The organism is Flavobacterium sp. I-STPP5a (genome assembly GCF_009764685.1).
Lineage (GTDB): Bacteria > Bacteroidota > Bacteroidia > Flavobacteriales > Flavobacteriaceae > Flavobacterium.
The window spans coordinates 34,466-55,195 of the sequence record NZ_VHLM01000061.1 but is presented as its reverse complement, the minus strand read 5'-3'; the positions used below and the strand labels follow the sequence as shown (position 1 = coordinate 55,195).

Genomic DNA, 20,730 nt, shown 5'->3' with positions numbered 1-20,730 from the left:
CTTTTCAATAGGAGCACCCATTTTGTGCATTCATGAAAATTTGTCCCGCTTTTCGCTGTATCCTCGCTCCAAAAAAGCGAGGGATGCCGCTGCAATCGGGGCTAGATTAGAAAATTCTTCCATATATGTGAATAACATCGGTTAACTTCAAATAGCTTTTTTAAAATAAAATTGTAAATTGCAGGCTTAAATTATCATATTCATAAAATGGAACAACAAATACCATATATCCCTAACAATAAAGTAAGAATTGTTACGGCAGCAGCCCTTTTTGATGGTCATGATGCAGCAATCAACATCATGCGTAGGATTATTCAATCTACAGGTGTTGAGGTAATTCACTTAGGTCACGACCGTAGTGTAGAAGAAGTTGTAAATACAGCAATTCAAGAAGATGCTAATGCTATAGCCATCACTTCTTATCAAGGTGGTCATAACGAGTATTTCAAATATATGTATGATTTGCTTCAAGAAAAAGGAGCGGGTCAAATAAAAATTTTTGGTGGTGGAGGCGGAGTGATTTTGCCTACTGAAATTGCTGAACTTCAAGCTTACGGTATTACCCGTATTTACGCTCCAGATGATGGACGCGCGATGGGATTACAAGGCATGATTAACGACTTGGTTCAACAATCTGATTTTCCTACTGGAGATAAATTGACCAATGAAGTGGATCAATTAGAGGCGAAAAATCCAACAGCTCTAGCCCGAATCATATCTGCAGCGGAGAATTTCCCTGATGTTGCTGCTAAAACATTGGAACTGATCCAAAAAAAGAATGAAAATTGTAAAACACCAGTACTGGGAATTACGGGTACAGGTGGTGCTGGAAAATCATCTTTAGTTGATGAATTAGTACGTCGTTTCTTGATTGATTTTCCTGGAAAAACAATTGGGTTAATCTCGGTAGATCCATCAAAAAGAAAAACAGGCGGAGCGCTTTTAGGTGATAGAATCCGTATGAATGCCATCAATAATCCACGTGTTTACATGCGTTCATTGGCTACACGTCAGTCTAATTTGGCTTTGTCAAAATATGTTGCTGATGCTATTCAAGTCATCAAAGCGGCAAACTATGATATTATTATTCTAGAAACTTCAGGAATCGGTCAGTCTGATACTGAGATTATGGATCACTCTGATGTTTCTTTGTACGTAATGACTCCAGAGTTTGGTGCGGCAACCCAATTGGAAAAAATTGACATGCTTGATTTTGCGGATTTGGTAGCGATTAATAAATTTGACAAACGCGGTTCTCTAGATGCCTTGCGTGATGTAAAAAAACAATACCAGCGCAACCATAACCTCTGGGATGCTGATTTAGATACGCTACCTGTTTTCGGTACCATTGCTTCTCAGTTCAACGATCCGGGAATGAATACGCTGTACAAAGCGATCATGGATAAAGTGCATGAAAAAACAAATTCTGATTTGAAATCTACGTTCCAAATCACGCGTGAAATGAGCGAGAAAATCTTTGTGATTCCGCCACACAGAACCCGTTATTTGTCTGAAATTGCAGAGAGTAATCGTAAATATGATGTGACTGCCTTAAGCCAAGAGCAAGTTGCTCAAAAATTATATGGTATTTACAAAACCATTGAAACGGTTGCTAATAAAACACCAGAGCTGAACAAAGCAGGAATCAATGATGATTCCGTTTTGCCAACAGCTGTAGAACTTGAAAAAGCTGGGACTACCGAAGATAAAATATTTCTAAATCTTTTACTGAACCAGTTTGAAAAAGTAAAAATGGATTTAGATCCATACAACTGGGAGATTATTGTAAATTGGGACGAAAAAGTAAACAAGTATAAAAATCCGGTTTATACGTTTAAAGTACGTGATCGCGAAATCAAGATGGCTACACATACCGAGTCATTATCGCATTCACAAATTCCTAAAATTGCTTTGCCAAAGTACAAAGCATGGGGCGATATTTTACGTTGGTGTTTACAGGAAAATGTTCCTGGAGAATTTCCGTTTACCGCTGGTTTATATCCTTTTAAGCGTGAAGGAGAAGATCCTTCAAGAATGTTTGCTGGTGAAGGTGGACCAGAACGAACTAACAAACGTTTTCATTATGTAAGTGCTGGATTGCCAGCCAAACGATTGTCAACAGCATTTGATAGTGTGACCTTATACGGTAATGATCCGCATGTGCGTCCAGATATTTATGGAAAAATTGGTAATGCTGGAGTTTCTATTTGTTGTCTAGATGATGCTAAAAAACTATACTCAGGTTTTGATTTGGTACATGCAATGACTTCTGTTAGTATGACGATCAACGGACCAGCTCCGATGCTGCTTGGGTTTTTTATGAATGCTGCAATTGATCAGCAGTGCGAAATTTACATCAAAGAAAATAACCTCGAAGCTGAAGTTGCTGATCAAATCAAAGCAATTTACAAGCAAAAAGGGGTAGAAAGACCTCAATATCAAGGTGATTTACCTGCAGGAAATAATGGTTTAGGCTTGTTGCTTTTGGGAGTTACAGGAGATCAGGTTTTGCCTTTGGAAGTTTACAATGATATTAAAGCAAGAACCTTATCACAAGTGCGTGGAACGGTTCAGGCTGATATTTTAAAAGAAGATCAAGCTCAAAATACTTGTATTTTCTCTACAGAATTCGCTTTGCGTTTAATGGGTGACGTTCAGGAATACTTTATTACTAAAAACGTTAGAAACTTTTATTCGGTTTCTATCTCAGGATATCACATTGCCGAGGCTGGTGCAAACCCAATTACACAATTGGCTTTCACCCTATCTAATGGATTCACGTATGTAGAATATTATTTGAGCCGCGGTATGAACATCAATGATTTTGGACCTAATTTATCCTTCTTCTTTTCAAATGGGGTAGATCCAGAATATGCTGTAATAGGTAGAGTAGCGCGTAAAATTTGGGCGAAAGCCATGAAAACAAAATATGGTGCCAATGAAAGAGCTCAAATGTTGAAATACCACATTCAAACTTCTGGACGTTCGTTGCATGCACAAGAAATTGATTTCAACGATATCCGTACTACATTACAAGCTTTGTATGCAATTTATGACAACTGTAATTCATTGCATACCAATGCTTATGATGAGGCTATTACGACACCTACGGAAGAAAGTGTGCGTCGTGCCATGGCGATTCAGTTGATTATCAATAAGGAATTAGGTCTAGCCAAAAATGAAAACCCAATTCAAGGTGCTTTTATTATTGAAGAATTAACAGATCTTGTTGAAGCTGCTGTATTACTAGAATTTGATAGAATTACCGAGCGTGGTGGCGTTCTTGGTGCTATGGAAACGATGTACCAACGTAGTAAAATTCAAGAAGAAAGTTTGTATTACGAAACCTTAAAACATACCGGTGAATTCCCAATTGTGGGTGTTAACACCTTCTTGAGTTCTAAAGGATCGCCAACCGTAATTCCAGCTGAAGTGATTCGTGCTACCGAAGAAGAGAAACAATACCAGATTGATATGTTGAATAATCTTCACCAATCAAATCAAGATAAGGTGAATGCACAACTTAATAGCATTCAAGAAGCGGCTATTAAAAATGAAAATCTATTTGAACACTTGATGGAGGCTACAAAGGTTTGTTCTTTAGGACAAATTACGGCAGCCTTATTTGAAGTAGGTGGTCAATACAGACGCAATATGTAGTCAAAAATTTTCTTTTTGTACCAAATTAAATCAGATAGTCACTGATTGAAATATTGCCTGCAATGAGAATATAAATATTTAAAAGGCCTTTCATCACTGAAAGGCCTTTGTTTTTTGGGGAAATTAAACTACTTCAAATGAAAGGAATATGTTATATTTAGACATTAAACTAAAAACTATGAAAAAAAATCTATTGTTATTGATTTTCTGTTTGTTGGTGTGTACTATAACTACTTATGCAGCAAAGGTAGATACGCTACAAATCCCTAGTGTTGCGATGAATAAAACATATAAAGCAGCAGTTGTTGTGCCCAATTCGTATGTAAAAAGCAAACTAAATTATCCTGTTTTGTATTTATTGCACGGTGCTTATGGGCATTTTAACGATTGGTTGTCTAAAACTCCTGATAAGAATCTGGTGCGCAATTTGGCTGATCAGTACAATGTTATTATTGTGATGCCAGAAGGAGAAACCTTTAGTTTTTACTTGGATAGTCCCGTAAATAAAGGCAGTCAGTTCGAAACGTACCTTACTAAAGAAGTTATTCAAAAAATAGATCAAACGTATAGAACAGTCGCTGATAAGAAAGGTCGTGTCATCTCTGGTCTTTCCATGGGCGGACACGGCGCGTTGTATTTATCGACCAGACATCCTGAATTGTACAGTGCAGTTGGCAGTATGAGTGGAGCTGTGGATATGGGTAGCATGATTACTCCTGAAAGCAAAGAAAGAATTACAAAACTAATGGAGCCAGTGTTTGGTCCTGAAGGAGCTTCGCAAGAAGTTTATGCAGCGAATGCTGTTTTGAATATGGTTGATAAAATGAAAACTAATAAACTAGCTGCAATTATTGATTGCGGAGTGGATGATTTTTTAATTGAGTCAAACAGAGAATTACACCGCAGATTGGTTTATTCCAAAGTAGCTCATGAATATATAGAACGTCCCGGCGCACATACGTGGGAGTATTGGGAAAATGCCTTGCCATCGCATTTGTTGTTTTTTTATACCGTTTTAAAGAATAATGGAGTTTTAGTACCATAAATACTTTTGGTTTTGAATTGAAAAAGGCCTTTCAGTTGTTTCTGTAAGGCCTTTTTGTTTGGAGGATGAAATAAAAAAGGAATCGAATTGTTCTAAGTGTTATTTCAAACTCCCTATTTTTACATAACCAATGTGTAAAATATCTTCTTCCAAAGTACTTTCAGCTTTCGTTATCTCTAAAGCATAAAGCAATTTGGATGCTGCTGGGAGCATATCGTCCACACGATATAAATCGTCGACATCTACGCCGTATTTTTCATCCAAATGTGATTCGGCTCCTTTAAAACCACAATGTTTGTAAAAAGCTGTTGCTTTAGATTTTTTTGTAGCTAATCCTAACGTTTTCGTAACGGCAAGCATTTTATAATGGTATTCCTCGAACTCGTTTTGTTTGTATCCTCCTAAATTTAGGAAAAAAAGTTTTTCGGGAGTCTCGTCGCTAAGAGATGCTCTAGGAACAACTTTGATATGAAAATTATTGACAGCGGTGACTTCGCGCCAAGCATCAATATGAATTTTGCCTTTTGCTTCGGGCCAAAAAGCTTTCATTTGAGGGACTAATTCTTTTAAGGAACTTCCAATTCCTAAAAAAATATCATGCTGTTCTGTAAATCGTCCAGCTGGCTTGCAGCCTAGCATAATCATGTATAATTTGATTTTTTTATCCATATATCAAATGTACATTTTTTTAAAAAATAAATTTTGGCACAGTTCGTGAATAAGAATTAAAATAACAACTAAAATTTATATAACCATGAAAAATATTACTCTATTTTTAGCATTCATCGGGATGATGACACTACAGAGCTGTGAAGTTACAGAAATATATGAAGATACAAATGTGCCAAGGACTGAAGTGTTTGAAAAAACAACTTCCTTTAATTCCTTAAATAACTATGGAATAAAAGTTGTATTTGATCCACCAATATATTCATCCGATTCCGTTTTGGTTTACCATTTGTACGATGTGGTAAATGGGCAAGATGTTTGGAAATTAATGCCGCAAACCTATTATTTTAATGATGGAGGTGAATTAGATTTCAACTTTGATTATACCAGATCTTATGTCAATATTTATTTATCAGCTAATTTTAGGTTGAATACTTTGTCGCCTGATTGGACTCAAAATCAAACTTTCAAAATTGTAATTATTCCTGATGGATTTGCCAAAACTGTGAATAAAAATGATATTAACGCAGTGATGTCAGCTTTAAAAGTCACTCAAGCTGATGTTAAAAAAATCAATTTATAATTTAAATTTTAGCCATAAAAAAAAGGAAATCGAGAGATTTCCTTTTTTTATGGTTGTAAATCAATATTTACCCTTGGGAATCTTTACTTTTAAATAAAGAAACACCAATGCCAATTAAAAGTGCTACCGCTATAAAGGCTAATGAAACCCATTCAGGTAATTTTATAAAATCATGAGCAATCATTTTTACGCCCACAAAACTCAATATTGCAATTAAGCTGTATTCTAGGTAACTGAATTTAGCCAGCATATTGGCTAAGAAAAAGTACATAGATCGCAAGCCTAAAATGGCAAAAATATTCGAACTAAAAACAAGAAAAGGATCATTGGTAATGGCTAAAATAGCAGGTACGCTATCTATTGCAAAAACTACATCCATAACTTCTATTACAACAAGAGCTACAAAAAGAGGTGTTGCTGCAGTAAGATGTCTTCTTTTTACAAAAAAATGTTCCTTATCGATATGGTTTGAAATCGGAATTACTTTTCGTAAACTTTTATAGACGAATGATTTTTTAGGTTGAAATTGGTCGTCTTCACCGCTAAACAACATTTTCATTGCGGTATAAATAAGGAATGCACCAAATATATAGGTCATCCATGAAAATTTGTTGATAAGCATCACACCAAAAAAGATCATCAAACCTCTAAAAATAATAGCACCTAATATACCCCAAAATAAAACGCGATGCTGGTATTTTTGTGGTATTTTGAAAGCTGCAAAAATAATTGCAATTACAAAAATGTTGTCAATACTTAATGATAATTCAATCAAGTATCCTGTTATGAACTTAATGGCAGCATCACTAGGATGCAGCGCGTCTGGGTTAGCAATGTAATTTGTGGAGTAAAGCCAGTAGATTACGCCAGAGAATAAAAAGGATAATGTAACCCATATCGCGGTCCATTTTCCAGCTTCTTTTGAGCTAATGATGTGTGGGTTTTTATTAAATACACCCAAATCTAATGCTAGAAAAATTAGAACTGCTACTAAAAAAGAGATCCAAACAATCATAAAAGTTATTTTTAAAATGTTACGCAAAGATACTTCTAGAAACTTGAATCAAGAAGATTATTAGAAATAAAGTTGAAGGCAGTAACTCTTTGAAATTAGTGTAAAAAAAATGCCTTCATTAAGGAAGGCATTTTGATTCAAAAAATATAGTATTCAAAATTACAAAGCAGAGTTTACTGTTTGTATAATTCTAGCAGCAATTTTGTATGGGTCACCGTTTGAAGCTGGTCTACGATCTTCAAGCCATCCTTTCCATCCTTTTTGAACGGTCATTAAAGGAATACGGATAGAGCAACCTCTGTCAGACACTCCATAAGAGAAATCGTGAATTGAAGCTGTTTCGTGTTTACCTGTTAAACGCAAGTCATTGTAAGCGCCGTATACTGCAATGTGTTCAGCCGTTACAGGTCTAAAAGCTTCACATATTTTTTCGTAAGTCTCTTGAGAACCACATGTTCTTAAAACTTCGTTAGAGAAGTTAGCATGCATTCCAGATCCATTCCAATCTGTATCTCCAAGCGGTTTTGGGTGGTATTCAATATAGTAGCCGTATTTTTCAGTCAAACGATCCAATAAGTAACGTGCTACCCAAATTTCGTCTCCTGCTTTTTTAGCACCTTGAGCAAACAATTGAAATTCCCATTGGCCACAAGCCACTTCTTGATTGATTCCTTCAAAGTTGATTCCAGCTGCTATACAAAGGTCTGCATGTTCTTCAACAAGTGCTCTTCCGTGGGTGTTTTTTCCACCTACTGAACAGTAGTACATTCCTTGTGGTGCTGGATAACCTCCAATTGGGAAACCTAAAGGCAATAAAGTTTTGGTATCCATAATAAAGTATTCTTGCTCAAATCCGAACCAAAAATCACCATCATCATCAATAGTTGCTCTTCCGTTTGAAGCATGAGGAGTACCATCAGCATTCATAACTTCTGTCATGACTAAATATCCATTAATACGAGTAGGATCAGGATAGATTGCTACTGGTACCAATAAACAATCAGACGAACCGCCTTCGGCTTGTCTAGTAGATGAACCATCAAAGGACCAATTTCCAAGTTCTGCTAGTGTACCTTGAAAGTTTTCGTGCTCTTCAACTTTTGTTTTACTTCTAAGATTTTGTGTTGGTTCATAACCATCTAACCAAATGTACTCTAATTTTATTTTTGCCATGACATTATAAATTTCTTCGTGATTATTAATGGTACAAAATTATAATTTTTTTCTAAACCATAAAATTTAGGGGGTTCTTTTTGTAAATTTATATTCTATTTTTTAAATATGCTTTTTTTAAAGGGGGTAAAGTTGTTTATTGATAATTTTAGAGGGGTTAAAAATATAATTCTATAAAATAGAGATGCTGTTTTTTGTCGATATTGTGTATATTTGACTTTTATTGAAACTGGTTACTACTAATTTAAATAATAACAACATGCCAACATTACGTTTTCAAGCTTTAAGAGAAGCATCGACTCGAAAGCCCGTTCAATTTGATGAAACAGGTAGAAAATCAATTATTTTTGGTTCAAATGTCTTTAATGAAAAGGCAATGAAGCAATACCTAACTTCGGATGCTTTAAAAGGAATCCAAAGTGCCGTACAACATGGAACCAAAATTGACCGTAAATTAGCGGATTATATTGCAATGGGTATGAAAGAATGGGCTCTTTCAAAAGGAGTCACTCATTATACACATTGGTTTCAGCCGCTTACAGGAACAACTGCTGAAAAACATGATGCTTTTTTTGAAACATCTTATGATGGGAGTGATCCTGTTGAAAAATTTGGCGGTGCACAATTAGTGCAACAAGAGCCTGATGCCTCGAGTTTTCCAAATGGTGGAATTCGAAATACATTTGAAGCCAGAGGTTATACTGCGTGGGATCCTACATCTCCAGCGTTTATTTTTGGAACTACTCTTTGCATTCCTACGGTTTTTATTTCGTACACCGGCGAAGCTTTAGATTATAAAACACCGCTATTGCGTGCTCTTATGGTTATGGATGAAGCAGCAACCGAAGTCTGTAAATATTTTGATAAAAATGTCAAAAAAGTAACAGCCACTTTGGGTTGGGAACAAGAATATTTTTTGGTAGATAGTGCTTTAGCTAATTCTCGTCCTGATTTAATCATGACTGGGAGAACACTTCTTGGACACACTTCTGCAAAAGGACAACAATTAGATGATCACTATTTTGGATCGATTCCTACTCGTGCCCTTACCTATATGAGAGACTTGGAGCAAGAGTGTATGCTCCTTGGAATTCCAGTAAAAACGCGTCATAATGAAGTAGCACCCAATCAATTTGAATTGGCTCCCATTTTTGAAGAAACCAACTTAGCAGTTGATCACAATTGTTTATTGATGGATGTTATGCAAAAAGTAGCCGAACGCCATGACTTAAAAGTCTTGTTTCATGAAAAACCTTTTAAAGGTGTGAACGGTTCTGGTAAGCACAACAACTGGTCTTTGGCAACAGATACTGGCGTTAACCTGTTGAGTCCAAGTAAAACTCCTATGAGTAATTTACAGTTTTTAACCTTTTTTATCAATACTATTAAAGCTGTAAATGATAATGAATCTTTGCTAAGAGCAGCCATTGCATCAGCAAGTAATGATCACAGGCTTGGCGCCAATGAAGCTCCTCCAGCCATTATATCGGTATTTATTGGAGAACAACTTACAAAAGTATTGGCAGAACTTGAAGGGGTAACTGCTGGAAAATTATCACCGGAGGAAAAAACAGATTTGAAATTGAACGTAGTAGGGAAAATTCCAGATGTACTTCTTGATAATACGGATAGAAATAGAACCTCACCTTTTGCTTTTACAGGAAATAAATTTGAATTTAGAGCCGTGGGATCAACAGCCAATTGTTCTAATGCCATGACAACATTAAATGCTATTGTTGCTAAACAATTGAGAGACTTTAAAGTTGAGGTTGATGCCTTAATTGACTCGAAAGACATGAAAAAAGATGATGCTATTTTTAATGTATTGCGAGAATACATCAAGCAATCTAAAAAAATTCTTTTTGAAGGAGACGGATACAGCGAAGAATGGGAAGCTGAAGCAAAAAAACGAGGTTTAAGTAATTTTAAAACTACGCCCGAAGCTTTAAAAGCCAGAATTTCAAAGCAGTCTTTAGATTTGTTCTCAGAGTTAAACATCATGAATCATGTTGAAGTTGAAGCGCGCTACGAGATTGAATTAGAGGAATACACTAAAAAAATACAAATAGAAGGTAGAGTTCTAGGAGATATTTCTAAAAACCATGTGATACCTACGGCAATTCGCTATCAAAATACATTGATTACTAATGTGAAAGGATTGAAAGATATTTTTGGTGCTGATTTTGAAACCATCGCCAAAGAGCAAATTATTTTGATCAAGGAAATTTCAGGCCATATAGAAGGAATCAATTCTAAAGTGGAGGAAATGACAAATGAGAGACGAGCAGCAAATACATTGACTGATGCTCAGGAAATGGCAGAGGCGTACTGCAATAAAGTGAAACCTTATTTCGAAATTATAAGAAATCATTGTGATAAATTAGAATTACTAGTAGACAATGAAATTTGGACCTTAACTAAATATCGAGAATTGTTATTTACGAAGTAAATACTTATTCCTTTTTTTTTAAAACCAGTACATTTTTTTATTTGTACTGGTTTTTTTGTACGTTTTTGTTAAAAGTTACGTTATTCCTTTCAAATTAATTTTATGCAACAGCTGTTTTTCTTATTTTGTATTTTTTTGTTTTCGGGTTTATCTGCACAAAATAAAGTGATTCAATAACATATTTACAGAAAAAAAAATATATTTGTAGTAGCTTTGATTAGCAAAATTATAGTGATTTTTAGAAAGAAAATAAAATGTCAAAATTACCTATTTTAATGTATCATAATGTCAGTAATAATTCTGAAAACTGTAAAGATCTTACCATTTTTGCAGGAACTTTAGAACAACATTTTAAATACATTGTTTATAAAAAATATACTACCTTTCATTTTTCTGAACTTGAAAATAAAACCCAATTACCAATAAAAAGTATTGTTATTACTTTTGACGATTGTACAAAATCACAACTAGATTTTGCTTACCAGTTATTGTTAAAATACAATTTAAAAGCTACTTTTTTTGTTCCGTTTGAATTAGTTCAAAAACAAATTTTTTCTAATAAAAAAAGTAATTTATATATGACTTTTGAAGATTTGAAATCATTAAATTCAAATATTATTGAATTAGGAAATCATTCCTATTCTCATAAAAATTATTCTAATTTAAGTATAGCAGAAATTAATTCTGATTTAAAGAAAAGTATAAATTGTTTTTCTCAAAATAATCTAAATATTTGTAAAACAATTGCTTATCCGTATGGTAAATATCCAAAAAAAAAACTTGCAAAATCGGAATTTTTTAAAGTTTTAGAAAAGAACAATATTGTTTTCGGATTACGTATTGGTAATAAAATAAACAGATTTCCTTTTAAAAACAAGTACGAAATAAAACGAATTAATATTAAAAATGAAGATAATTTACTTCGATTTAAATTAAAATTAATTTTTGGAAAGCTTAAATTGTTTTAAAAAAAAGGTACCATCATATCGTTTCAGTCCAAGTTGAGTTTGAATTTCTTTAGTTGAAAATCTTTTTTAGTGGTGTTAATAAAAACATTGTTTTGTACCAAAACAAAAAGGATAAATTAGAACTTTGTATTATTGTTCAACTTCGCAAGGAAATCCTTTTTCTAAATTCTTTGCATTTATAACTCCACCTACTTTTTGTCCAGAAAAATTCTTTGCAACCACATTTACATTTTAATCCAATTTTGTATCTTTCCCTTTGAAGTGATTTCTACAAGACTTCTCTCTTTCAAAATTTGCTGTAAAGTTGAATAAATTCATTGTACTTTTTTATGGTTTAATAGTCAAAAATAGTTGGTAAAAATGCTGTAAAGCATTATAAAATATGATGTTTCCAAAAGTTTATTAATATTCGTTTCAATAAACTTTTTTTATTCATGAAAAACTCAAAAAAAAGCGTTGTCCAACATGTTTTGACCTATTTAGATGTTTATGAAAAACACAAACCAAGTTTATTATTTGAACCCAATGAAAATTGGGAATATAGTAATAGTGGATATGCAATTTTAGCATCTATTATTGAAAAAGTAAGCGGCCATATTAACTGAATTAGGAGAAATTATGCGTTCCCAATCCAATTTAAAAATTGAAATTCACGGTCACATTTGCTGTAATCCCGATCCAAATGATGTGAAGTTATCTAATCGTCGCGCAAAATCGGTTCATGATTATTTAATTAAAAACGGCATCAAACAAAGTAGATTAGCATACAAAGGATTTGGTAGTAATAAACCCATCTTTACGTTACCAGAAAAAAACGAAATACAACGGGCGGCAAATAGAAGAGTGGAGATTTTAATCCTTCAAAAATAGTGCAATAAATCCTAAAACCATGTTCCTTATTCCTAAATCAAATTAGTATCTTTGCCCCACAACTAACTGCCTAAAAGCAGGCTTCACAACTAAATTACATGAGTTCAGATACTTCAAAAAGGTATGCACTTCGCGGTGTTTCGGCATCCAAAGAAGATGTGCATAATGCTATCAAAAACATTGACAAGGGATTATTTCCACAAGCTTTCTGCAAAATTGTACCCGATTATTTAACACAAGACGAAGCGTATTGCTTAATCATGCATGCGGATGGAGCGGGTACTAAATCGTCACTAGCGTATATGTATTGGAAAGAAACAGGTGATCTTTCTGTATGGAAAGGTATTGCTCAAGATGCATTAATAATGAATATTGATGACTTATTGTGTGTAGGGGCAACCGATAATATTTTACTTTCATCAACCATTGGAAGAAATAAAAATCTAATTCCAGCCGAAGTAATTTCAGCAATTATTAATGGTACCGAGGAGTTAATAAAAGAGCTTGATTCTTATGGTGTAACTATTCATTCTACAGGAGGTGAAACGGCTGATGTAGGTGATATTGTGCGCACTATAATTGTAGATTCAACGGTCACAGCGCGCATGAAGCGTTCAAAAGTAATTGATAATGCTAATATTAAAGCAGGCGATGTTATTGTAGGTTTAGCTTCTTTTGGTCAAGCAACTTATGAAAAAAGTTACAATGGAGGAATGGGAAGTAACGGACTTACATCAGCCCGTCATGATGTTTTTGAAAAATACTTAGCGACAAAATATCCTGAAAGTTTTGATGCTGCAGTTCCAGAAGAACTAATTTATTCGGGGCAAGTTAAATTAACAGATGCAGTAGCAAATTCGCCTATAGATGCAGGACAATTAGTGCTTTCGCCTACGCGAACGTATGCGCCTATCATCAAGAAAATTTTAGATACATATTCGTCAAATGAAATTCACGGTATGGTACACTGCAGCGGTGGTGCCCAAACCAAAATTTTACATTTTGTAGAAAATCTACACATTATAAAGGATGATTTATTTCCTGTACCACCATTGTTTCAGTTAATTCAAGAACAATCAAAAACCGATTGGAAAGAAATGTATCAGGTTTTTAATTGCGGCCATCGTATGGAGCTTTATGTTCCTGAGGCAGTTGCACAAGATATTATTGCGATTTCAAAATCGTTCCATGTTGATGCACAAATTGTAGGTAGAGTAGAAGAGTCTGAAACAAAAAAGCTTACCATAAAAAGTGAATATGGAACTTTTGAATATTAAAAATATTTTATGTACGAATTAATCTTTTGGAAATATCAAGAAGGAATTTATTTAAACCATCATTTAGTTTATGAGGCATTGCTTGAGGAGCAATTTGTTGAAGGACTGGAGGAATTGTCAGTGGAGGTAATAAATAATAGATTGTCATCCGTTTTTTCAGGTTGGGAAAAAGTAGACGAAAACAGCTGGAAGAATCCAAATGGAACAGGTGCGTTTCAAGTAAAATCAACTTCTCAAAGTATTTTAATTGATTGCTATGGTACCGATGGAAAAACTATGAACTTACTCTCAGACACATTGGAGGAATTTAAATGTTCTTTGTATGACCCTCAAGTGCCTGTACGTTATGATGAAATGAATGAGTAGAGAAACCTTTTAGTCTCACCTAATATAAAAATAATTTTTCTGATTCGAAATGCTACTTTTACGTAGCTGGTGAATCAGAAAAATTATTTTTTGTTTTGTAATACTGCTGTTTTATTAATTTGGTTTTGGGCTGTTTATTAATTTTGGTGTGCCAAAACCTAATTGTTCTAATTTTTTCAATTGCGATTCAGCATCTCCTACAACGAGATAAATCATTTTATTTGGATCTAAATATTTTTTCGCAAGCGTTTTTATATTATCTATTGTAATATTTTTTACAATGTCCTCCTGTTTTTTTGCGTAATCATCCGTGTAATTGTAATTACTAATGTCATAGAGCATTTCAAGTTTTGATGATAATGTTTCAAAAGCTCTAGCATTACTTTTGATCAAATAACTTTTTGTAACATCGAGATCATTTGCATTGAAATTAGTACCATATTTTTGTAATATATCTTTAACTAATGCAACGGATTCAAAAGTAACATTAGAACGTACACCACTCGATACTGCAAAAAATCCTTTATTTACAGTTCCCATAAACATGGAGCTTATACCATATGTATATCCTTTTCCTTCACGTAATTCTTGTGTTAATTGTGAAGCAAAACTACCTCCTCCCAAACGGTAATTTAAAATTTGAGCTGGATAATAGTCGGTATCAGTAGCTGCAAGTGCAGGATAGCCAATTCGTATTACAGATTGTTTAGCTCCTGGCACATCATAAAAATAGACTTGTGAGCTTGAAATAGCTATTGTATTGGCATTAGTTGGAATAACAATATCTTTAGTACTCCAATTGTTACTTATTATTTTTAAGGAGTTTGAAACACTGTTTTTATTCACAGCCCCAACTACATGAAAATTAACATTTGAAGGAGACATATTCGTAGTGAAATAGTTTTTCAAGTCATCTATAGTAATTGAACTAACGGTTTTTTCAGATCCAATACGATTATTAGATAAAATAGATGTGCCAAAAAGTAATTTTTTAAACTCAATTCGAGCAATATAATTAGGATCTGCTTTTTGCTGCATTATTTGACTCAGTGTACTTTGTTTTATAAGTTCAAATTCTTTGGTATCCCATCGTGGTTGTAATAAAATTTCTTGTACTAATGCCATAGTAGCGGTATAGTTTTTTGCTAGTGTTGTACCGTAAATTGAAATAGCTTCATCACTTGCTGTTGCTTTTATAGAAGCACCAAGACTCTCAATAGCATTTTCTAGTTGCTCCGGTGTTTTATTTGCGGTTCCTTTGGTCATAAGCTCGGCAAGCATGTTTGAAACTCCAATTTTTTCTGAATTTTCTAGCAATAAGCCTCCTTTAATTTGCAATTGAAATTGTACTAGAGGCACTTCGTAATTTTCGATACCTAATACAGACATACCAGAAGGCAATTTATCTTTCCAAACTACAGGCAAAATCACATCTGGACTAGCGCCGTATGCTGGTTCAATGCTTCGGTCAAATTTTGAAGGAGTTTTTTCGTAAGTTGCCGCTATACTTGCATCAAAAGCGTCTTCTTTGCCTTCAATGATTTTTTCTTCAACTACATCGGCTAGTATCGACCCATCTAAAATTAAATTTTTTTCTCCTTTTGGAACAAAACTAGTTGCTACAAAAGGCTTGCCCTGAATGTATTTTTTAAACACACGCATTACATCATCACGGGTTACAGCTAATATATTTTTTACATCTTCATTAATGTATTCTGGTGTTCCAGCAAATATCTCGTATTGTGCAAGTTGAAATCCTTTTCCTAAAACACTTGATAAATTGTTATAAAAAGCAGTTTCTTGTCCTGCTTTAATTCTGTCTAAATCTTGTTGCGAAATACCTTCAGTTTCAAATTTTGTGAAAGCTTCGGTGACACCATTCATGACCTCATTTAAATTTGTTTTATCAAAAGCGGTAACACTAAGCATGTATTGTCCTGCTATTTCAGAGTTGTACTGAAAAACATCTGCTGCGTCAGTAACTTTTTTATCTTCTACTAAGGTTTTGTACAAAGGAGCTTTTTTACCTTTTGAAAGATAATTGGCAAGAACTTCTAGGGCATAGCTGTCTGGATGGTATTCATAAACTGATGGCCATGTAAGAGTAAGTTGTGGAAGTTTTGCAAAATTGTCTTCGTAGTACAGTTTTTTGGTAGCAGGTAAAACAACAGCTTGTTTTTCCATTTTTGGGATAGCGTCGCCACGTTTTATTTCGCCAAAATATTTTTCTACCCAAATTTTGGTTTGGTTTACATCAATATCTCCTGCAATTGTTAGTGTGACATTGTTAGGGACATACCAGCGTTTGTAAAAATTCTTAACATCATCTAATGTTGCGTTCTGTAAATCTTCAAGAGATCCTATTACATTCCAGTTGTAAGGATGAGTAGACGGATATAAATTTTTTGATATCACATAGAAATTATGACCATAAGGCCTGTTGTCATAACTTTGTCTTTTTTCATTTTTTACAACTTGTTTTTCTTTAGCAAGAACGGGTTCTGTTACGGTGTTGATAAAAAAACCAAGCTTATCTGCTTCAGCCCAAATCATTTTTTCAAGTGCATCTTTTGGTACAGTTTGAAAATAATTGGTTCTATCTCGGCTAGTAGATCCATTTGCACCCTCTCCACCTATGCGAGCACTCATTTTATCAAGCCCTCCTTTTCCTAAATTTTCAGATTCAAGGAAAAGTAAATGCTCAAATAAATGTGCAAAACCAGTTCTTCCTTGTATTTCTCGTGCAGAACCCACATGACTAGTTAGTGCAACAGCCACAACAGGATCTGATCTGTCAATATGTAAAATGACTTGCAAGCCATTGTTTAAAGTAAATTTTTCAAAATCAACTTTAAATTCTTTTGAACCTTTTTTTTGGGAGTAGGAATTTATTGCACTAAGAAATACTAAGCAATACAGGAGCAACTTGTTTGTTTTCATAGAGAAAATTTAATTTTAAGATATTGTTTTTTGGAGTTTAAAAGTAAGAAATAAATGAGTACAATGATACGCAACTCCGTTTTATTACTATCTTTCTTTAAACAATTCTGAGGAGTAGTATTCCTGTTATTTTAAAAGTTTAAATCTGTATAACTTGATGGCTAAACTTCTTTTTATGGAAATAAATAGAGATTAAAACCTCAATAGTCCTGATTGATTTTCTAATAATGGAGTATCTTTGCATCACTATTTTAAATTTAAAGTAAAACATAATGAAAATAAATACAAAAAACGGAATTGATAAACTGATTTTTGGAATGAAACAAAATGATGTTACCGCTATTTACGGAAAACCAAACCGAAATTATAAAGACGAGGATGACAACATTATTTATGCATACAACTCTTTAAAAATGCGTTTGACTTTTTATGTTGAAGAAGATTTTAAATTAGGATACATCGTTGCATCAAGCCCAGAACTAGAGCTTTTTGGTAACAAAATCATCAATAAGAAAATTAGTGATGTTAAAAAAGATTTAGTTAGCAAGTCTATAACTAAATTTACTCAAGAGGAATTTGATACTTTTGAGAATTATTTTAACGAAGAAAACTGGATGATTTTTCAAACTGAGTTTGATGAGGTTGTAAAATTTGAATTGGGAGCAATTATCAATCAAAAAGATGAGTTTGATTGGAAATTCGGGAAAAAATAGATTTATAAAAAAACACCGATGAAATTTAAGATATCATCGGTGTTTTTTTTTGGTTTTAATTTATTTTACGGGTTCCTTTTCAAGCATTTCTAATTCAAAAATAAGCATGGTATTTGGCGGTATCACACCATTAGCTCCACGTTCACCATAAGCCAGATTTGAAGGTATAAAAACAACTGCTTTATCACCAAAACCCATGTTTTCAAGACCTTCAATAAAGCCAGGAATCATGCCGTCTTTTTTTCCTGCTACAAACGGGAATGCTCTGTATCCGTTTTGAGCCGCTCTTCTTTCATCATACTTACCGTAGGCTTTATTCACATTCTCATAACTGCTGTCAAATAAAGAACCATCTTCAAAATAGCCTGCGTAATTAAAATAGAATGTAGCTCCATTAGCAGGTTTTACACCTGTTCCATTTTCAACTATCTTGTAAGCTAATCCAGATGGAGTAGTAGTAGCTGTAGCTTTTATTGTAGATAGGTAAGTTTTCTTTACTTCTTTAACAGCCTCAATCTTTTTTTGATCTTCAGTTTTAAAATTAAAGTAGTCTGAAATTACTTTTACAGCATCAAATTTCTTTGCCAAAGCCCCTTTTCTAACCACGGTTACTTTTGTGATTACATCATCTTGCTCAATAGCGTTGACAATAGCCATACCAGAGATTACATGACCAAAAACAGTATGCTTGCCATCTAACCAAGGCGTTTCTTTATGTGTGATAAAAAATTGACTTCCATTTGTTGCAGGTCCAGAATTTGCCATGGATAAGATTCCTGGTTTATTATGCTTTAAATCAGTAATTTCATCTTTAAAAGCATATCCTGGACCACCTGATCCATTTCCAGAGGGATCACCACCTTGAATCATGAAATCTTTAATAATGCGGTGAAATTTTAACCCATCAAAAAAAGGTTTGCCTTTTAGGTTTTCGGGTTTTACAAATGTGTTTTTTCCTTCGGCAAGAGCAATAAAATTTGCAACTGTCACTGGTGTTTTTTGGTACGCAAGTTCTAATTCTATGTTTCCTTTATTAGTAGCAATAGTTACAAAGATACCTTCTGCTTCAGTTGGTTTTTTTACAACTGCCTTTGCTGTAGTACTTGGTTTTTTTACTGGTGTTATTTTTTTTCCAGTTTGAGCTTGGATAGTAATACATCCCAGAAGTAGTAAAAACAGATATTTAAATTTCATCTTCTATAATTTTATGGATATTAATTTTTTTCTAAAAGTTCAATTTCAAAAATGATATCGGCGTTTGGCGGTATAACTCCTCCTGCACCAGCAGCGCCATATCCCAAACGGGACGGAATAAAAATCACAGCCTTGTCTCCAAAAGATAATTGTTCTATTCCTTCAATGAAACCAGGAATCATGCCATCTTTTCTGCCTGCTTGAAAAGGAATAGGTTGATACCCATTTTGAGCTGCTCTGTTTTCATCGTATTTTCCAAATGCTTTTGAAACACTTTCTATACTTGCGTCAAAAAGCTCTCCATCTTCAAGAAATCCAGCATAATGTATAAATACTGGAGTGCCGTTAGATGGTTTTTTACCGCCGCTTTTTTTAGTAATTACATATTGTAAACCGGAAGGTGTTGTTGTAGCTTGTGCTTTCAATGCAGCAAAACTTGCTAACTTTTGCTCTCTTACTACTTTGTATTTTTCATTATATACGCGCTTATTTTCAGCTTCAATAGCGGCTTTTTTCTTTTGATTTTCAGACTCTACTGCAAAATAGTCGGTAAAAACTTTTACGGCATTAAATTTCTTAGCTGCTTCACCATTTCTAATGATCGTTACAGATTTGATGTAATCATCTTGTTGAATTTTATTGACAACTTCCATACCTTTTTCTACCACATGACCAAAAATAGTATGCTTCCCTTCTAACCAAGGGGTTGCAAGATGCGTGATAAAAAATTGGCTGCTATTGGTCATAGGTCCATTATTGGCCATAGCTAGAACGCCTCCTTTGTCAAATCGTAAGTCATTGAATTCATCCTTAAATTTATATCCTGTATCTCCTGATCCAGTTCCTAATGGGTCCCCAGTTTGTATCATAAAATCAGCAATGACTCTATGAAATTTTAAACCATCAAAAAAAGGTTTCTTTTTTAAATTCTCATTCGTTACAAATTCATTTTTTCCTTCGGCAAGTGCCACATAGTTTGCCACGGTGATGGGCGCTTTGTCAAAATCCAGTTGCACAATAATCTCCCCTTTGTTAGTTTCAATTTGAGCATACAATCCATCGGGTAAATTGGAATGATCGTTTTTACAAGAATACAATGAGGCTACTGCAAGAAGAGCAATTACTAGCTTGTTTTTCATTTCTAAATTAATTTTTATTGAGTTATAGTATCTTTTTGTTTAGTTGTTGGGGTTGATGCTTTTTTTGCAATAACGTCAGTTGTAGGTGCAACAGTTTGTAGAACTTCTTTTTTATACGCCACTTCGGGTTTAAAATCTCGCAATGTAACGGTACATATAATCGGTTGGTTGGTATTTATTTTTTTATCGTCACCATGATAGCCGTAAGCCATATTTGAGGGGAATAAAAAATTTACTTTCTCATTACGATGCATTAATTTGATTCCGTCACGTAAACCCATCATTATATTTTGTTTGTCAACATAATACACTTGTGGTTTTAGTTCTTCTTGAGAGTAAATCAAGGTTCCTTTTAAATCTTTAATTTCATAGTCAAACAAAGCAACGTCTCCTTTTTTAGGAGTGAGAGTATCAATTGTATTTCTTACTTCATAAGAATACCAATACCCTTTAGTAGAGGCTAAGTATACTACACTTGGATTGTTTTTGATAACGTTTTGTATTTGACTTTCCTCTGTTGCAACCAATTTTTTATTGCGCAGAATCGATTTTTTCATAAAACTCCCAGACGATTGAGAGATAGGTCTTCTAGCATCCTGATGCTGTTTGCACCCCGAAAGTACAAGAAATAAAAAGAATACAACTGCAAGTAGGTTGCTGTTTTTCATA

17 protein-coding genes and 1 pseudogene are annotated in these 20,730 nt (G+C 33.9%); 10 read left to right on the top strand and 8 right to left on the bottom strand.

What is annotated here, in order from left to right:
• Positions 1 to 207 precede the first annotated feature (207 nt).
• Complete coding sequence (locus tag FJV36_RS12370) at positions 208 to 3,660, top strand: methylmalonyl-CoA mutase family protein (protein WP_158728137.1); 3,453 nt, start codon at positions 208 to 210, stop codon at positions 3,658 to 3,660.
• Between the two features lie 178 nt (positions 3,661 to 3,838).
• Positions 3,839 to 4,705: an alpha/beta hydrolase family protein gene (locus FJV36_RS12365; protein WP_158728136.1), complete on the top strand. Its 867-nt coding sequence runs from the start codon at positions 3,839 to 3,841 to the stop codon at positions 4,703 to 4,705.
• Between the two features lie 99 nt (positions 4,706 to 4,804).
• On the opposite strand, the gene FJV36_RS12360 is transcribed toward FJV36_RS12365, so the two are convergent.
• Positions 4,805 to 5,374, bottom strand: a complete 570-nt coding sequence (locus FJV36_RS12360; protein ID WP_158728135.1) for a DUF1543 domain-containing protein — start codon at positions 5,372 to 5,374, stop codon at positions 4,805 to 4,807.
• 85 nt (positions 5,375 to 5,459) lie between these two features.
• Here FJV36_RS12360 and FJV36_RS12355 point away from each other — a divergent pair, with 85 nt between their 5' ends.
• A complete protein-coding gene (locus tag FJV36_RS12355; RefSeq protein WP_158728134.1) occupies positions 5,460 to 5,957 on the top strand; it encodes a hypothetical protein in 498 nt (165 codons plus the stop codon).
• 67 nt (positions 5,958 to 6,024) lie between these two features.
• On the opposite strand, the gene FJV36_RS12350 is transcribed toward FJV36_RS12355, so the two are convergent.
• Both FJV36_RS12350 and FJV36_RS12345 read right to left on the bottom strand, forming a co-directional pair.
• Complete coding sequence (locus tag FJV36_RS12350; RefSeq protein ID WP_158728133.1) at positions 6,025 to 6,972, bottom strand: TerC family protein; 948 nt, start codon at positions 6,970 to 6,972, stop codon at positions 6,025 to 6,027.
• A gap of 159 nt (positions 6,973 to 7,131) precedes the next feature.
• Entirely contained in the window at positions 7,132 to 8,145 is a 1,014-nt protein-coding gene (locus tag FJV36_RS12345; protein WP_158728132.1) for a glutamine synthetase beta-grasp domain-containing protein, read from the bottom strand.
• A 259-nt stretch (positions 8,146 to 8,404) separates the two neighbouring features.
• On the opposite strand from FJV36_RS12345, the gene FJV36_RS12340 reads away from it, so the two are divergent.
• Positions 8,405 to 10,594 carry a glutamine synthetase III gene (locus FJV36_RS12340; RefSeq protein ID WP_158728131.1) on the top strand — a complete coding sequence of 730 codons (2,190 nt, stop codon included), beginning with the start codon at positions 8,405 to 8,407 and terminating at the stop codon, positions 10,592 to 10,594.
• 254 nt (positions 10,595 to 10,848) lie between these two features.
• On the top strand, positions 10,849 to 11,562 hold the full coding sequence (locus tag FJV36_RS12335) for a polysaccharide deacetylase family protein (protein WP_158981164.1): 714 nt from the start codon (positions 10,849 to 10,851) through the stop codon (positions 11,560 to 11,562).
• Positions 11,563 to 11,574: 12 nt separating this feature from the next.
• Here the strand turns inward: FJV36_RS12335 and FJV36_RS16510 are convergent.
• Positions 11,575 to 11,880 (bottom strand): annotated as a pseudogene (locus FJV36_RS16510) (IS1595 family transposase); the annotation flags it as partial.
• 116 nt (positions 11,881 to 11,996) lie between these two features.
• Between FJV36_RS16510 and FJV36_RS12330 the strand changes: the two are divergent.
• The 4 genes from FJV36_RS12330 (at position 11,997) to FJV36_RS12315 (ending at position 14,075) form a co-directional block, all read left to right on the top strand.
• Positions 11,997 to 12,167, top strand: a complete 171-nt coding sequence (locus FJV36_RS12330; RefSeq protein WP_158728129.1) for a serine hydrolase — start codon at positions 11,997 to 11,999, stop codon at positions 12,165 to 12,167.
• A gap of 13 nt (positions 12,168 to 12,180) precedes the next feature.
• The gene (locus FJV36_RS12325) at positions 12,181 to 12,432 is read left to right on the top strand and encodes an OmpA family protein (RefSeq protein ID WP_158728128.1); all 252 of its coding nucleotides are present in this window, start codon (positions 12,181 to 12,183) and stop codon (positions 12,430 to 12,432) included.
• Between the two features lie 98 nt (positions 12,433 to 12,530).
• Entirely contained in the window at positions 12,531 to 13,709 is a 1,179-nt protein-coding gene (locus tag FJV36_RS12320) for an AIR synthase related protein (RefSeq protein WP_158981162.1), read from the top strand.
• A 9-nt stretch (positions 13,710 to 13,718) separates the two neighbouring features.
• Positions 13,719 to 14,075, top strand: a complete 357-nt coding sequence (locus tag FJV36_RS12315) for a hypothetical protein (protein ID WP_158981160.1) — start codon at positions 13,719 to 13,721, stop codon at positions 14,073 to 14,075.
• A gap of 114 nt (positions 14,076 to 14,189) precedes the next feature.
• Here the strand turns inward: FJV36_RS12315 and FJV36_RS12310 are convergent, their stop codons facing one another.
• A complete protein-coding gene (locus tag FJV36_RS12310) occupies positions 14,190 to 17,015 on the bottom strand; it encodes a pitrilysin family protein (protein WP_158981158.1) in 2,826 nt (941 codons plus the stop codon).
• A gap of 272 nt (positions 17,016 to 17,287) precedes the next feature.
• On the opposite strand from FJV36_RS12310, the gene FJV36_RS12305 reads away from it, so the two are divergent.
• Entirely contained in the window at positions 17,288 to 17,728 is a 441-nt protein-coding gene (locus FJV36_RS12305) for a hypothetical protein (RefSeq protein ID WP_086453237.1), read from the top strand.
• A gap of 60 nt (positions 17,729 to 17,788) precedes the next feature.
• Here FJV36_RS12305 and FJV36_RS12300 read toward each other — a convergent pair whose 3' ends face one another.
• The 3 genes from FJV36_RS12300 to gldI are packed head-to-tail and all read right to left on the bottom strand — an operon-like array spanning position 17,789 to position 20,729.
• Positions 17,789 to 18,922 (bottom strand): peptidylprolyl isomerase, encoded by a 1,134-nt coding sequence (locus FJV36_RS12300; protein WP_158728125.1) that lies wholly within the window; start codon positions 18,920 to 18,922, stop codon positions 17,789 to 17,791.
• Between the two features lie 20 nt (positions 18,923 to 18,942).
• Positions 18,943 to 20,061, bottom strand: coding sequence for a peptidylprolyl isomerase (locus FJV36_RS12295; protein WP_158728124.1), 1,119 nt, complete (start codon positions 20,059 to 20,061; stop codon positions 18,943 to 18,945).
• A gap of 14 nt (positions 20,062 to 20,075) precedes the next feature.
• Positions 20,076 to 20,729, bottom strand: coding sequence for a gliding motility-associated peptidyl-prolyl isomerase GldI (gene gldI, locus FJV36_RS12290; RefSeq protein WP_158728123.1), 654 nt, complete (start codon positions 20,727 to 20,729; stop codon positions 20,076 to 20,078).
• Between the last annotated feature and the right edge of the window lies 1 nt (position 20,730).